Origin of the sequence: Bradyrhizobium sp. 31Argb, assembly GCF_043638955.1 — a bacterium.
Classification (GTDB): Bacteria; Pseudomonadota; Alphaproteobacteria; order Rhizobiales; family Xanthobacteraceae; genus Bradyrhizobium.
In genome coordinates this window covers 1-14,382 of the sequence record NZ_JBEGDB010000086.1, presented here as the reverse complement: position 1 = coordinate 14,382, position 14,382 = coordinate 1, and the positions used below count along the sequence as shown (strand labels likewise).

Annotated in this window: 11 protein-coding genes and 1 pseudogene; 5 read left to right on the top strand and 7 right to left on the bottom strand. The window is 61.5% G+C overall.

Annotation, left to right across the window (positions count from 1 at the left end):
- Positions 1-92: 92 nt before the first annotated feature.
- Positions 93-3,959 carry a DUF4082 domain-containing protein gene (locus AAFX91_RS18380; protein WP_394567344.1) on the top strand — a complete coding sequence of 1,289 codons (3,867 nt, stop codon included), beginning with the start codon at positions 93-95 and terminating at the stop codon, positions 3,957-3,959.
- A 225-nt stretch (positions 3,960-4,184) separates the two neighbouring features.
- Here the strand turns inward: AAFX91_RS18380 and AAFX91_RS18375 are convergent, their stop codons facing one another.
- The 3 genes and pseudogenes from AAFX91_RS18375 to AAFX91_RS18365 form a co-directional block, all read right to left on the bottom strand.
- Positions 4,185-4,613 (bottom strand): GNAT family N-acetyltransferase, encoded by a 429-nt coding sequence (locus tag AAFX91_RS18375; protein WP_394567343.1) that lies wholly within the window; start codon positions 4,611-4,613, stop codon positions 4,185-4,187.
- Positions 4,614-4,693: 80 nt separating this feature from the next.
- A pseudogene (locus AAFX91_RS18370) lies at positions 4,694-4,861 on the bottom strand (JAB domain-containing protein); the annotation flags it as partial.
- A gap of 224 nt (positions 4,862-5,085) precedes the next feature.
- Complete coding sequence (locus AAFX91_RS18365; protein ID WP_394567342.1) at positions 5,086-5,361, bottom strand: helix-turn-helix transcriptional regulator; 276 nt, start codon at positions 5,359-5,361, stop codon at positions 5,086-5,088.
- A gap of 210 nt (positions 5,362-5,571) precedes the next feature.
- On the opposite strand from AAFX91_RS18365, the gene AAFX91_RS18360 reads away from it, so the two are divergent.
- On the top strand, positions 5,572-5,862 hold the full coding sequence (locus AAFX91_RS18360; protein ID WP_394567341.1) for a hypothetical protein: 291 nt from the start codon (positions 5,572-5,574) through the stop codon (positions 5,860-5,862).
- Between the two features lie 120 nt (positions 5,863-5,982).
- Here AAFX91_RS18360 and AAFX91_RS18355 read toward each other — a convergent pair whose 3' ends face one another.
- The 4 genes from AAFX91_RS18355 to AAFX91_RS18340 all read right to left on the bottom strand — a co-directional run bounded on the left by AAFX91_RS18355 (position 5,983) and on the right by AAFX91_RS18340 (position 11,780).
- Positions 5,983-7,134 carry a DUF4062 domain-containing protein gene (locus AAFX91_RS18355; RefSeq protein ID WP_394567340.1) on the bottom strand — a complete coding sequence of 384 codons (1,152 nt, stop codon included), beginning with the start codon at positions 7,132-7,134 and terminating at the stop codon, positions 5,983-5,985.
- 212 nt (positions 7,135-7,346) lie between these two features.
- The gene (locus tag AAFX91_RS18350; protein WP_394567339.1) at positions 7,347-9,617 is read right to left on the bottom strand and encodes a ThiF family adenylyltransferase; all 2,271 of its coding nucleotides are present in this window, start codon (positions 9,615-9,617) and stop codon (positions 7,347-7,349) included.
- Between the two features lie 2 nt (positions 9,618-9,619).
- Entirely contained in the window at positions 9,620-10,756 is a 1,137-nt protein-coding gene (locus AAFX91_RS18345; RefSeq protein ID WP_394567338.1) for a hypothetical protein, read from the bottom strand.
- Between the two features lie 70 nt (positions 10,757-10,826).
- Positions 10,827-11,780, bottom strand: coding sequence for a ComEC/Rec2 family competence protein (locus tag AAFX91_RS18340; RefSeq protein ID WP_394567337.1), 954 nt, complete (start codon positions 11,778-11,780; stop codon positions 10,827-10,829).
- A 223-nt stretch (positions 11,781-12,003) separates the two neighbouring features.
- Here AAFX91_RS18340 and AAFX91_RS18335 point away from each other — a divergent pair, with 223 nt between their 5' ends.
- The 3 genes from AAFX91_RS18335 to AAFX91_RS18325 are packed head-to-tail and all read left to right on the top strand — an operon-like array spanning position 12,004 to position 14,225.
- Positions 12,004-12,336, top strand: a complete 333-nt coding sequence (locus tag AAFX91_RS18335) for a helix-turn-helix domain-containing protein (RefSeq protein ID WP_394567336.1) — start codon at positions 12,004-12,006, stop codon at positions 12,334-12,336.
- Positions 12,333-12,848 carry an ImmA/IrrE family metallo-endopeptidase gene (locus tag AAFX91_RS18330; protein WP_394567335.1) on the top strand — a complete coding sequence of 172 codons (516 nt, stop codon included), beginning with the start codon at positions 12,333-12,335 and terminating at the stop codon, positions 12,846-12,848. The genes AAFX91_RS18335 and AAFX91_RS18330 overlap by 4 nt, the downstream gene beginning before the upstream one ends.
- A 12-nt stretch (positions 12,849-12,860) precedes the next feature.
- The gene (locus AAFX91_RS18325; RefSeq protein ID WP_394567334.1) at positions 12,861-14,225 is read left to right on the top strand and encodes an exonuclease domain-containing protein; all 1,365 of its coding nucleotides are present in this window, start codon (positions 12,861-12,863) and stop codon (positions 14,223-14,225) included.
- Positions 14,226-14,382: the final 157 nt, after the last annotated feature.

Sequence of the window (14,382 nt, the reverse complement as noted above, 5' to 3'; positions counted from 1 at the left end):
CGGTCGATGAACGCTCGAGTGGTGATTCGATACCAAGCTTTGCAGGCGACGGTTTATTGCAGTCACGTTTCTCACAGCAAAGATGCTAGCAAATGGCACAAAATCCAATCGTTATCGAAAACCAGAACACCGGCACCCCTCAAGCAGTATGGGACCTCAGCGGTCCGGCAGCCACCAATATCGAAGGCTTCGCCACCAGCATCAGCGTCAATAGTGGAAGCCAGATCGGCTTCAAGATCAATACCGATTCGACGAACTACCGGATCGACATCTATCGCCTTGGCTATTACGGCGGCGACGGCGCTCGCTTCGTAACGTCCATTCAGCAGAACGCCGCGTCGATCCAGCCGTCGCAACCGGACGGTGATCCGTCGATCGGTCTGTACGATGCTGCCAACTGGAGCGTCACCGTCACGTGGACCGTCCCCGCGACGGCGGTCTCCGGCGTGTATATCGCAAAGCTTGTCCGTCAGGACGCGACAGCCGGCGAAAGCCATATGACCTTTGTCGTCCGCAATGACGGTGTGGCGCGGGACATCGTCTTCAAGACCTCCGACACGACATGGCATGCCTACAACGGCTGGGGCGGTGCAAGCCTGTACGGAGGAAATGCGACGCAGAGTGGTGACGGGCGCGCTTTCAAAGTCAGCTACAACCGGCCCTTCGGCACACGTGACGGTATTGGGCTATATGCTGGCCCGCAGGATTTCGTGTTCAGCGGGGAGTATGCAGCGATTCGCTGGCTCGAGCGAAACGGATACGATGTGACCTACATCTCAACCGTCGACGCGGGGCCGGGCAACATTCCGCTGACGAACTACAGGGTGTTCATGTCGGTCGGACACGATGAATATTGGTCCGGCGATCTCCGGACCAATGTAGAGGCCGCACGTGATGCGGGCGTGCACCTCATCTTCATGAGCGGCAACGAGGTTTACTGGAAAACGCGATGGGAAGCGGATGCGAACGGTACGGCGAACCGCATTCTCGTCTGCTACAAGGAAACCCACGCCGCCGCAAAAATCGATCCGTCGCCGGAGTGGACCGGCACCTGGCGCGATCCGAGCTTCAGCCCTCCGTCCGATGGAGGACGTCCTGAAAATGCGCTGACCGGCACCATCTTCCAGGTGGATTCATTTCGCGGCGACACGATCACGATTCCCTCGAACCTCGCACAGTTCAGATTCTGGCGGAATACGGCGGTGCAAGCCGGCACGACCAGCTCTCTGGCAATCGGCATGCTTGGCTACGAATGGGACGAAGCGCCTGACAACGGCTTCCGGCCGGGCGGATTGATTGCAGTGTCATCGACGGTCCTTCCGGTGGACACCTATCTGCTCGATTATGGCAACACCACCGGCGCCCGGACTGCGACACATAATCTCGTCCTGTATCGCGCACCGAGCGGGGCAATCGTGTTCGGTACGGGAACGGTCTTCCTGTCTTTTGGCCTCGACACGACGCACGACTACTGCAACCTTGGCAGTGTGGGACCGACGCCCGAAGATCCCAACGTACAGCAGGCCATGGTGAACCTGTTTGCGGACATGGGCGTGCAGCCGCAAACCCTGCAGACCAACCTCGTTGCCGCCAGCGCATCAACGGATCACACGCCGCCGGTCTCGACGATCTCTACTCCCGCTTCGGGTGCAAGCCTTGTCCAGCAGCAAGCGGTGACGATTTCGGGCACCGCGAGCGATGTCGGCGGGCTGGTTGCGGTCGTCGAGGTCTCGACCGACGGCGGAACGACCTGGCACCCGACCACAGGCACCACGAGCTGGACATACACGTGGTGGCCACTGCAGCCGGGCACATTCACCATCAAGTCCCGTGCTGTCGACGACAGCCTCAATATGGAGACACCCGCCGCCGGTGTAACCGTAAGCGTTGTACCTGCAGCGATCGTGAGCCTTTTCACGCCTGCTGATGCGCCGTTTGTGGTACTCGCCAACGATCCCTTGGCAATAGAGCTTGGTATCCGAGTGCAGATCAGCTCTGCCGGCACTGTCAGCGGTATCCGTTTCTACAAGGAGCCGCTCAACACCGGGCCGCACGTCGGCAATTTCTGGAGCGCCGACGGAACGTTGCTTGCAACCGCGGCCTTCTCCGGCGAAACGTCAAGCGGTTGGCAGCAGGTCAATTTTCCGACTCCGGTCACTGTCAATGCAGGCGCCACATACGTTGCGTCGTACCACACCGCTACGGGCCTCTATTCGGCGGACTTGAACTACTTTCTCAATACGCGGAGCGCGGGTCCGTTGCGCGCACCGGCCGCTGGCGTCAATGGTGTATTTGCCTATGGATCGACGAGCATTTTTCCCGCGAGCTCAAATCTGAACGGCAATTACTGGGTCGATTTGGTATTCAACCGCGCTGGTGGAATCGGGAACCTTCCACCCATCGCGAATGACGTCGGAGGCTTTGTCACCCTTCCGAACTCCGTCCTGTCCATTCCGGCCGCCTCGATCCTGGCTAATGATACGGATCCAAATGGCTACACAATATCCATCTCAAGCGTCAGCGGCCCGGTCAATGGAACGGTGAGCTACGATGCAACAACGCAAGTCGTTAGCTTCACACCGACGACCGGTTACCTTGGGACAGCCAGCTTCACTTATACAATCACCAACGGCCATGGCGGCACCGCCTCCGCGACTGTATCGCTGACCGTGAGTGCTGGCACCGTCAGCCTGTTCGGACCATCGACGACACCGGCAACGATTACAGTGGATGACCCCAGCCTGGTCGAACTCGGGGTCAAGTTCGAGACATCCGTTGCCGGCCAGGTCCTCGGAATTCTTTTCTACAAGGGTCCGCAAAACACAAGCTCGCATGTCGTCAATCTGTGGACCTCGACGGGTACCCTGCTGGCCAGTGCAGCATCCGACAACGAAACCGCGAGTGGTTGGCAGACCGTGGGTTTGCCCACACCGGCGACCTTGACCGCCAATACGATCTATCTCGCGTCCTATCACACCAAGGGCTTCTACTCGGTGAACGAGGCCTACTTCGCCACTGACCATACCAGTGGGCCGCTCACGGCCCCCAACAGCGCCGGCAGCAACGGCAATGGAGTCTTCTCCTACGGCCCCAGCGGCAGCTTCCCGACCAGCAGTTTCAACGCAAGCAACTATTGGGTCGATGTACTTTTCAACCCGAGTGGCACCGGAAACCTACCTCCCGTTGCGAACAACGACAGCGGATTTACAACGCTCCAGAATACTGTCCTTGCCATTTCGGCCGCTACGATTCTGGCCAATGACTCCGATCCCAACGGCTTTGCCTTGTCGATCTCGAGCGTCAGCACCCCGACCAACGGAACCGTAAGCTACAATGCAGCGACGCAGGTGGTCAGTTTCACGCCGACCAGCGGCTACCTCGGAGCGGCGAACTTCACATACACAATCACCAACGGCCACGGAGGGACAGCCTCGGCAACCGTCTCACTGACTGTTGTCCCATCCAATGCCATCAGCCTCTTCACCGCCACGACCACCCCGGCAAACATCACGGTCAACGATTCCAATGCGGTCGAACTCGGGGTCAAGTTCGAGACGTCGGCCGGCGGTCTCGTCTTTGCAATTCTCTTTTACAAAGGGCCGCAGAACACTGGTCCGCATATCGTCAACCTATGGACTGAAACCGGGACCCTGCTCGCCAGCGCAACATCCACCAACGAGACCCCCGGGGACTGGCAAACTGTCAATCTCGCTACACCGGTGGCACTGACCGCCAACACGATCTACGTCGCTTCTTATCACTGCAACGGCTTTTATTCGGCGGACCCCAACTATTTCGCCGCCGACCATATCAGCGGTGCACTTACGGCGCCGGCCAGCGCGAGCAGCGGGGGCAATGGTGTCTATGTCTACGGCACCAGCAGCAGCTTCCCGACAAATACCTTCAACGCCAATAACTACTGGGTCGACGTGCTGTTCGTCGCCGGCGCTGGGCCGTAAAGATGACAAGCGGGAAATGTAAAGTGAACCGGCTGCCGGCTCAACCAATGGTGCCACGCTCCAGAGCATTTCGGTTCTGATTGAATCAGAACCGACGCTCTAGATTCTTGTTTTGACGCGTTTTCTGCGCAGATAAGTCTACGCAATCTGCGTAAACTTGACTGCTATGCGAACCGGTGTCCACCCTCGGATCAAGTCCGAGGGCATGCCTCGCTCGAAAACGCTCTAAGCCGACGGCGCGATCAAGCCCTTCTTGATCGCGGCGTCCTCGTTGCTGAAGATGGCCATCGCCGTGAGCATGTGCCGGAAGCCGAGCTTTTCATAGAACGGTTCGGTGCCAGGATTGGCGTACAGGATGATCTTCCTGTGGCCACGCGACAGATCCCGCAAGCGTGTCGCGATCTCCTTGCCGAGGCCTCGCCCCTGAAAGCGCGGATGAACGGCGATGTCGCAAATGTAGGAGCAATCGACACCGTCAGCGACGGCACGTCCCGTGCCGGCCAGGATGCCCGCCTCGAACGCGAAGCATTTGTACATGCTGTTTCCGAACGCGCGCTTCAGGTCCTCCGGTTTCTTGTCGCCGAGCGGAGCAATCCGATAAAGCTCCGACAGTACGTTCCAGTCGATCCGGTCCTGATCGGATGTCCATTCCACGTTGTCGCTCCTTTCGCTCTGGATTCTTTTTTGACGCGTTTTCTTCACGCGAACCGGCGTCCACTTCGCTCGAAAACGCTCTATATCAGCCGCATCCCCTTCAAGCTCGCGTGGCCGTTCTTGCCGACGATGATGTGGTCGTGCACGGAGATGCCGAGCGGTTTGGCGATGTCGATGATCGCCTTGGTCATCTGGATGTCGGCCTGCGAGGGCGTCGGGTCGCCGGAAGGATGGTTATGGATCAACATACCTGAAGGAAGAATCTCTTTTAGAAGCAAGCTTCTAGTGATTTCCTAAGTTCGAGAGGGGTATGTGATTGGGGTTCGTTCCTCGTTACGGATCGTGATAAACCCGCGATGTCATGCAGCGGCCCTCACGAGATGCTACGATCACGTTGTAGCACGGATCCGAATCCATCTCTATGTTGGTTACCATCGTGCTCAGCGGAGGGACATGTCACTTCGCTGCTTCGCTAAAGGAAGCGACCGTGAAGGTCGGGAAGCGAATAAGTTTTTGCGATCCCGATGTCGGTGGCTTCAAGCGGATAAGATCTCGTTCGTTTGCATGAAACGAGGTTTGACCGGTCCCAACGGTCCAACTCCTCAACTGGATACAAGATCGCCTTGCCAATCTTGATGAATGATGGACCAATTCTATAAGACCGCCAGTTGCGCAGCGTACCCTCGCTGACCTGATTGCGGTAGCGGAGAATGACTTCTTCCAAAGTGAGATAGAGAGGCGTGGACACGGCTTCTCCTAAGAAAGGGCTAGTTGTGCAACAACCTGTTGCACAAAGGGCACCTCGCCACGACCGTAGGTTTGGATGGCTTCTTGCAACCTCCGCTCAAGACGTGTTCCAGGACCGTCGCTTCTTCTCGTGCGTCGGCAACATGGTTTGGCTGCCGACGTCGCTCAAGGGGTTTACCGACACGCTTCCGGAGATCAAGGCGATGCTCGTGTGTGCGCCTTCCATCTCTACGGTTGGGCTTGCGAGCACGAACCGGTCGCCACGCAGGCGGCCGAGGTGCGATCCGGACGGCTGCCGGACGATTATCCGAGCGAGTGGCCTGACGGGAAAAGTCCAGACCTGCTGTCGCCCGGGACTGCGCCGTTCACCGACACGATCCGACGTGCGATCGCCGCGAGAAAGGCGAAGATCAGGGCCGATCTGCAGAACACCGACTATCTTCATTATCCGAAGAGGGAGGTCGAGGAGGTGCTGAAGTTCTGGATGATCGATCTCGGTTAGCCGGCCTTGGCGCAGCTGCGAGCGTCGCCTTCGTACACGTGAACGCCGTACACGTTCGCGGCGAAGGCGAGAACGCCCTGCGGCGCTGCGTGCCGGCGTCCGCGCGGGAGCGTTCGGCCTTCACGCGATCGTTCGACCCCGGGGGGCTCCTGTGATCTCGGAAGCGAGCGCGGCGACGATCGCCTTTCTCTTCTGCGCGCCTCGCACGAGCAATCCCCTTTGATCGGATTGGTCCAGCCATTCCAGGAACTTCTGTATCCCGTGCCGGGTCGCGATCTCGTCCACGCATCCGGAGACGAGAACCAACTGGATCGCCTGAACGGGATCGAACACGTAGATTCCGAACGGAGCCGCGACGACCGTGGCGTTAGGAAAGCCGAGCATTCGCTGAGATTGCGCCGCGGTGGCGGCCTTGTGGCACGCGATCAGGTGGATTGGCCCGCCGTCGACCGCTGCCAGGCGCTTGGCCAGAAGGTGGTCGTCGAGGTGTGGCTGTCCGACCATCTCCCGCGCGGCAGGAATCGACATAGAGTCGGGAACGGCGCCGAGCACGAACAGGATCTGCTTGTCGGAAATCGTCCGCACACACGTCCGATCGCTCGCCTCCGCCTTGCGTGACTTGGACATCGCGAGCGACGACCTCGCGGCGGTGATCATCTGGCTGCTGCGCTCCGCGTATCCGAGCCTGTTCCACTCGAGCGCCGGGCCGAGATAGCCGCTTCCGCGGCGGGCGTCCTTCGTGCCGCGCTGGACCAGCATGATGGTGGCCTTGGCGATCGTCCTGAATATCTGCGCCTCCAGCGCGGGGCCGTCCTTGGCCGAAGCAATGAACCTGTTCGCCCTTTCCATGTACGCCTGAAAGAGCTTGTCTGCCGCCGCTGACGGCGCTGTCGGCGCCGCAAGCTCGCTGATGTTGATTGCGAACGTCTTGCCGGGCGCCTGCTCCCATGCCGTCTGATACTCGGCGTGGCAGATGCCGACGGTGCCGTCTTTACCCGTCCAGCCCGCGTTGCCGTTGAACAGCGCCACCAGGATGTCGCAATCGCGCGCCTGCGACATGCACTCCTCCCAGGAGTCCTGACTGGCGTCCGCGACGGCGTCTTCGTTGATCCAGATCTCGAAGGGCGTCTCCCCGAGGAGTCGCTCCGCTTCGATCTTCTTCTTGATCTGGCGGCGGATATCGCTCAGCCGGACGACCGGCTTCGAGGCGAGCGGGAAGGGATCGTTGCACCTGCTCGAGATCATAATCTTGATCTTTGAAGACGTTGCCATCGCGCTTGCTCGCCGTTCGATTTCATCTGCTTCCGTTTGATCTTGGCCGATGCGACGTCTTACCTCAACACCGCGCGGACGATCTCGCGCTTTCTGCTGCCGGCATCCCGAATAAAGGGTCGCGAAATGGTCGTGGTGCCGCCTCCGGCCTGTGGGGTCCTATACCTGCGCACTGGGGATTTGCGCTCCTATCCCGTGGTCCGCTGCAGGTTCTATCGGGCGCGGTGAATGGCAACTTTGAGCAGGCGCCTTTCCCCTTGGCAGAGAGAAGGGTCGAAGCTGAGAAGCGAGAAGTCCCCGTAGTGGGCTGCGATCGCCATGAGACCGGGCAACCCATCCGCCGCGAGTTCGCTTCCCAGATAGGCGAGCTGGGCGATGTCGGTATCGCTCGGACGCGCATCCGCATAACGGGGATGGGAATGCCATTCGCCGAGATACCTGACCTGATGCATCGACCGGCGGGTGACGTCGTCGATGGATTGGGCGAGGCCGACGACGCCACGCTCGAAGCGGGTCGGGCTCCCGAGACTGTCTTCCGGCTCGGGAAGCGCATGGGCGAGGTGAAGAGAGTTGCGACTGAAGTCGGCGATGCCGACGATCGCTCCGCCGGTCTCGTTGGGCAGACGCGCGTCGCGCAGGGCGGAAAGCTGATTCAGAAATCCACGATCGTAGCTCACGTGCCAAGCGCCGATCTCGACTCGCGTGACGGGTTCGCCGTTCCGCTGCACGACGGAGACCGAACCGTCCGGGCCGAGTGTCCATACCGTCAGCTTGGCGTCGTCGGTCGAAAGCGCCTCTGCGGCGCCCCTCGCCGCCAATGCGCTGAGGAGCGCCGCTCGGGTCGCCGGGATCCTGTTGGTCAGCGAGCGGCAAGAACCGCTGTAGCGCACGCCGCCTTGCGGAACGTCGAGATGATCGGCCAGCGACGGCTCGGTAAGGACGAGGCGGTGATACTGCGACTCGAGGTCGCGCAGCGTGATGTCGCGCCGGGCGTCTTCCATCATCAAAACGACGGCCGTGCCCGAAGGGTTGAAGAAGGCGCAGACGCGCCTGGCGTCGGACGCCAGATCGCTCAAGTGACGGGCGACGCCGACCGACGCCGACGCGTCGATGATGACGGAGGCGGCCGCATAGACCGCATCTAGCGCCTTCTTCTGTTCCTCGTTCGGTGCGACGACGTTGGCGATGATCGCGGACTGGGCCTCGTTCAGCAGCGCCGAGATCTGCCTTGCCAATGCGTTGGCCTTCGGCGCGCCGATCTCGTCCGCCAACAGCGCGTGACGCGCCATGTTGTGCGGCAGGAGCGCGTCGCCGTCCACGACAGTCCACTCGAAGGCGCCTTCACGCGCGAGATCCATGCCGAGTTGGGAGCCGAGCGAACCGGCGCCGATAAGCACGACCTTCCTCCGGTCGGCGGCCGCGACACCGGCGATCGAGGCCGCAAGATTCCGATCGAAGGCGAAATGGACCTGCGCCGGCACGAGAGGCAATGCGGCTCCCGCGACCGGCGCCTCGGGCAACGCGCGAACGTAGCCTTTGCCGACGTTGTTCGCGTGCAGCACGCCAAGCAGGACGCCGATCTCGCCGGCGGTGTTGGTGGTGATGAAGGCTCTGAAGTCGTCGGCGGTGCGACCTCCTTCGGTGGTCACGGGGAGACCGACGACGATGGCAAGACGCCCGGCCATCCGCCTGGCGCCGTCGTCCGCGATGCCCGTCCACGCCTTCAATTTCCGCTTGATCTCGTCCATCAGCTCGAGGCCGGTCGGTGCTAGTTCTGCGGCTAGGCCTTCCAAGGTTCGAGGCAGGCGCCGGATCGATGTCATGACCTGCGGCGGCAGCGCGAAAGCCATCACCGTCAAGCCGATGCCGCCCGGCGGAGCCTGCTTGGACGGAAGGGCGAAGATCAGGCCTTGATTGTCGGTACGCGCGAAGCCCGAAAATTCGGAGATCGTGGACCCGGCCTCGAAGACGCTGCGCGGCAACACTAAGGACATGTCCGCGCCGTAGAACAACGGATCCGGCGGTTGCGCCGGATCGTGGAGTTCGCCGCGCGCCGCCTTGGCGAGCCAAAGCTGGACGAGCCGCGACAATTCCGTCGGCGTGTAGGTGAGGCGGGCTTCCGGCCACGGCCGATCGTCGACGCACAGCGAGAACGGCATCCCTTCGGGCACGCCGTTCTGATGCATGGTGTGGGGGAAGTCGTTCCGCAGCGCCAGCACCGCCGGACGGGCCGGCGGCGCCGGAAAGAGTATGCCGATCGGCTCGCGGGCGCGGATTGGGTGGGCGAGGTCCTGGGGGCGCTCCACGTCGACCTCGACATGGACGCCGACATATCCGGTCGTCTTGTCTTTCTTGATTTCGACGAACGTGGTGCACGGAAGGCCGCCGAGCACTGCTTCCGCGAACGAACGCGCCGGTCCGGGAGCGACGTCGTCGATAGTCGTCGCCTCGCCGAGGGCGGTCCACCACGCGTGGATTGTCATGCCTAGCCCGCCCGCACCGGGGTCGCCGCCACGCTCACCGCGCCGGCGGCGGTGGCGGAAACCAGCAACAGCTGGGCCCCGCGTTCGGTGATCTCGATGGTCGTCGGCTTGGGCTTGCTCTTCGAGGGCAGGTCCATGGTGACCTTGAACTGGCCGTCCTTGAGGTCGGCGACTGACCGGTAGTAGGCCGCGGCCTGGCGGTGCGGCGGCTGCGGATCGAGGTCCTCGTCGCTGCCCTTGGACGGGATCGACCAGCTGGTGGACATCATGATCGAGCGCGCGCGCCCCTGCGTTTCGCACAGCCACTTGACCTCGTCGGTCGGCTTGGTGACGTCGACGCCTTTCTCCGGCCCGATGGACTTGTAGGAGCAGTGGTGCGGAATCTTGAAGATGTCCCACAGCAGTCGGTCCTGGTTGCCGTGGCGCCTGGACGTGATCACGATCTGGTTGATCGAGTCGTAGTTGATGTCCGACATGAAGAGCGCGCAGGTCTCGCGGCCTCCCTCCCGGAACGTCGCCTGGAAGACCAAGCTGTGCTGATTGCGGTCGACGATCTCGCTCTCATTCTGGTGCCAGCCGAAGGGGCTGTGGATGAAGAACTGGACGCGTTCGGGACCGAACATCGAGAAGCCGGGCACGTACTGGCCGGCGTCGGTGATGAGGTGCGCGCGCGATTCCAGCGTCAAGCCCTGCTTCTCCAGCCATTCCTTGAGCTTGGTCGGACGCGAGAATACGCGGATGCCCTTGCCGACCCGCAGCCTGTGCCGCGCCTCCTGACGGATGATGCGGGCGCTGTCCTCGCAACCGTCTTCCAGGATCGCCGCGGCGGGCACCCACAACTCTTCGATCTTGATCCGGCCTTCGCCTTGGTACTTCGCGGCATGTTCGAGCCAGAAGAAGTCGCCCGAACCGCAGCAGTGGTCGTCGTCGAGATGGGTGTAGGAGACCACGTCATAGTAGTCGCGCTTCGCGGCGCGCAGGTCGGCCTTGAGCACCTCGGGCAGGTCGATGCGGGCGTCCCACATGTCGGCGGGATTGCGCATGTCGGCGTAGTCGACCAGCATCTTGCGGCCGTTGGCCATGTCGATGCGGGTGCAGTCGGCGTTGCCGAGGGGATGGAACGTCAGTTTGGCAGTCATTTCGGTCTCTCCAAATTGTCGTGATTTCCGGATGTTCGAGAATCGCCTCGAAGCTTTCCTGGGCGCCTTCCTAGGGGCCGTAGCGTCTTCGGCCCTGATATCTCTGTCGCAGGGTGTCTTCGTTGAAAGAAAGGATCCGGCCCTTCTTCGAGCGGAAGTCCATCGTCGAGGAGATCTCCTTCGAGTTGCCCTTGAGGTTGACGGCGCGGTAGGTGTCGGTGTGGTCTCCCATCGACTTGACGATCACGTCTCCGGTCTTGGTCGTCATGAGCCGGATGCCCTGCTCGTGCAGCAGCTCCCGGATCTCGTCGCGCGGATGGTCGTATTGGTTGTCGTAGTTCGACGAGCAGATCGCGAGCCGCGGATCCAGGCGGGCGAGGAGGCCCTTCGTGGTGAAGCCGTTGTCCGCCCCGTGATGGGCGAGGATCATGACGTCGGTCTCCGACTTCAGGATCCGCGAGCGCCGCAGGCGCGCGGAGATGTTCGGGGATTCGACGTCGCCGAGACTGAGGACGTTGAAGCTGCCCTTGCGGAAGTGCTTCACGGTCGAATTGTTGTTGGCGCAATCCTCGTCGAGATGCAGCGGGTTGTAGAGCGTGTCCTCGAACGCCAGATCCCCGGCCTTCTGGAGTCCTGCGATGTACTTGGGCGTGAGGTGGCGGATCGTCGGCGTGCGGTTCGCCTTCAGCTGTGCGTCTCTGTAGGCGGCGATGATCTCGAGGCAGCCCTCGCCATGGTCCGTGTAGGGATCGTAGCCGGGGCACTCGATCCGGAGGGGCCGGACCAGCTCGAGGAGTTCCTGCAGCTCGTGCCGATTGCAGTGGTCCGCGTCCCAACTGGTGATGTGGAGGGTGTCGGCGAACTCGACGCCGCACCGCTGCATCTCGTACAGGAGCGCGACCTTGCTGAACTCGGTCAGCCGCCCCTCGATAACCGTGAAGTGCCCGTCGGCGAAAAGGGAGAAGGACGAGCCGGGAACTCCGAGCTGGTACGCGCGGAACCGCGTCACGATGCTTTTCATCATGCGGCTTCGCCCTTGGTCGTCGTACGCGGGCGCGGCATCGCTTCAGGTCGGGTCGGGACAGCCATTGCTGCTCCTCGGTCGGGACGATTCTGGTTCCATACAACCTAGCTGAGTCTGGTTAGAAAAACATCGATACAATATTAAATACTATTAATGTTTGTATTAAGCACAAAAATGTTTGCTTCGTTGACAGCGACTCGGAAGTGCGATTCTGTGGGGCAACATGGCTGATTTGGAGATCTATCGGATCATCGGTGCGAACCTGGCGGCTCGGCGCCGGGAGCTGCGCCTGAAACAGGCGGAAGTGGCCAGCATGATCGGGTTGACAAGGGCGTCGCTCGCCAACATCGAAACCGGGCGGCAGAAGCTGATGCTTCATCAGATCTACAGGCTGGCGCAGGCGCTACAGGTCGAGTCGATCATCGACCTCGTTCCGAGCAGTTTTTCGTTCGAGCAGGCAAGCGGTCCGCTGATGATCGAGGGTAGCGACGTGAGTGACACGCAGCGGGCGCAAATCGAGCAATACGTGAGGCGGAAGCATGGAGGCCTGAAATGAACGAACTGGACGAAGCGAGAGCGCAGGCGGGCGCCCTGGTCAAAAGACTGGGATTGAAGGCGCCGCCCGTCCCGGTGGACAGGCTCGCGAAGGTCCTGGGAGTTCGCATCGAATACACGCCATTCGACGACGAATTGTCGGGCATGGCATTCATCCGGGACGGCAAGCCGGTCATAGGCGTCAACTCGAACCACCACCCGAACCGGCAACGCTTCACCATCGCGCACGAACTGGCCCATGTGGTGCTGCATCGCGCGAAGCTGGATGCGACGGTCTTGATCGACAAGGGCAGAAATTTCATACCACGCGATTCCATTTCCGCGGAAGGCATCGACCCTCTCGAAAAGCAGGCCAATGCGTTCGCTTCCGAGCTGCTGATGCCAGAGCGGCTCGTGCGGCAGGTGCTGTCGGAATCGTCCCGCGACATCCAGGACGACGACTATCTGATCGGCATGGCCAATCGCTTCCGCGTCAGTCTCGCCGCACTGCAGTTCAGGCTCGGCAGGTTGTAGGCGACCGCGGTCGTGGCATTCGTCCTGTACGATCTCGAAACGTCGGGGTTGAACAAGAGCTTCGACCAGATACTTCAATTCGCCGCCATCAGGACCGACGCCGATCTGAACGAGACGCACCGGTTCGAGACGAAGTCGCGTCTCTTGCCGCACGTCGTTCCGTCGCCGCAGGCGTTGCTCGTCACCGGGCATACGCTCGCCGAAGCCAACAGCCCTTTCAGGCAGTCGCACTATTCGATGGTGTGCGAGATCGCGAACGTGCTGGCTTCGTGGTGCCCCGCGACCTTTCTCGGCTACAATTCGATCCGCTTCGACGAGGAGTTTCTGCGGCAGGCCTTCTATCAGTGCCTGCATCCGATCTTTCTGACCAACACGAACGGCAACGCTCGCGCCGACGTGCTCAACTTGATGCGGGCCGCGACGACCCTGCATCCCTCGGTGATGCACGCGGGTCTGGAGCCCGACGGTCGTCCCACCCACCGGCTCGGTGCGATGGCCGCGGCGAACGGCGTTCCGTCGCGTGCGCTCCACGACGCCGCGGCGGACGTCGACGCCATGCTTGGTCTATGCCGGCTGGTGCGCGCCGGTGCGCCCGAGCTCTGGTCGACGTTTCTCCGCTTCTCGTCCAAGGCGGCGGTCGTCGACTTCGTCCGGGACGAGGACGCGTTCGCCTACTTCGACTATTTCGGACGCCCGCAGGTCATGCACTTCCTGACGAGGGTCGGAATCAACTCGAACGACGCCAATTCTCACTATTGCCTCGACCTCGCGTCCGACATCGACGCCTTGCGGAAGCTCGATGACGGCGAGCTGTCTCAGCGCCTGACGCAGGAGCCGCGTCCGATCCGGCGCCTGAAGGTCAACGCGTCGCCCTTGCTCTATCCGCTGTGGGACATCGAACCCGATCGGTTCGTGGATTTCACCGAAGACGAACTCGCGCGGCGGGCGTCCTCGGTCCGCGCCGACCCCGAATTCATGGCGGTCTTGACGCGAGCAGCCGCGTCGATCGAGGCGATCTATCCGCCCTCCGAGCACGTCGAGCAACAGATCTACGGCGGAAACTTCATCTCGGATGCCGATTCCGCGTTGTCCCGGCAGTTTCACACCTTGCCGTGGCAAGCGAGGTTGGACGTCGCGCAGCGCTTTCAGGACGGCCGATTGAGGCGGCTTGCGCGTCGTCTCATCTTCTTCGAGAGCCCTCACGTCCTGGACGAGTCGGAGCGCCGCCTGATAATCGATGACATAGGTGCGCGCCGTCGTGGCGAGGGCCGATACGCGACGCCGCCTTGGACGACGATCTCCGAGGCCTTGTCCGAACTCGACGCAATGGAGGGAAAGACGTCGGACGCTCTCAAGGCTGAATTCCGAGCCCTCTGAACCAGCGATCCGTGGGGCCGGGAAGTGGCCTGCGGCGCTGCCGCTTCGGGCGCAAAACGCAGCGATCGCAGCTTGTTAGGGGCTAGGCCGTGTGGACTCTTGGGATTCTCAAATCAGATTGAACGTGATTCAAGGCTTTCTTTTAGGAGGAAGCCTT

Bases quoted from the DNA above. Each gene is read 5' to 3' on its own strand.
- AAFX91_RS18350 (WP_394567339.1), bottom strand. From the start codon at position 9,617: ATGACAATCCACGCGTGGTGGACCGCCCTCGGCGAGGCGACGACTATC.
- AAFX91_RS18345 (WP_394567338.1), bottom strand. From the start codon at position 10,756: ATGACTGCCAAACTGACGTTCCATCCCCTCGGCAACGCCGACTGCACC.
- AAFX91_RS18330 (WP_394567335.1), top strand. From the start codon at position 12,333: ATGAACGAACTGGACGAAGCGAGAGCGCAGGCGGGCGCCCTGGTCAAA.
- AAFX91_RS18340 (WP_394567337.1), bottom strand. From the start codon at position 11,780: ATGATGAAAAGCATCGTGACGCGGTTCCGCGCGTACCAGCTCGGAGTT.
- AAFX91_RS18335 (WP_394567336.1), top strand. From the start codon at position 12,004: ATGGCTGATTTGGAGATCTATCGGATCATCGGTGCGAACCTGGCGGCT.
- AAFX91_RS18380 (WP_394567344.1), top strand. From the start codon at position 93: ATGGCACAAAATCCAATCGTTATCGAAAACCAGAACACCGGCACCCCT.
- AAFX91_RS18355 (WP_394567340.1), bottom strand. From the start codon at position 7,134: ATGGCAACGTCTTCAAAGATCAAGATTATGATCTCGAGCAGGTGCAAC.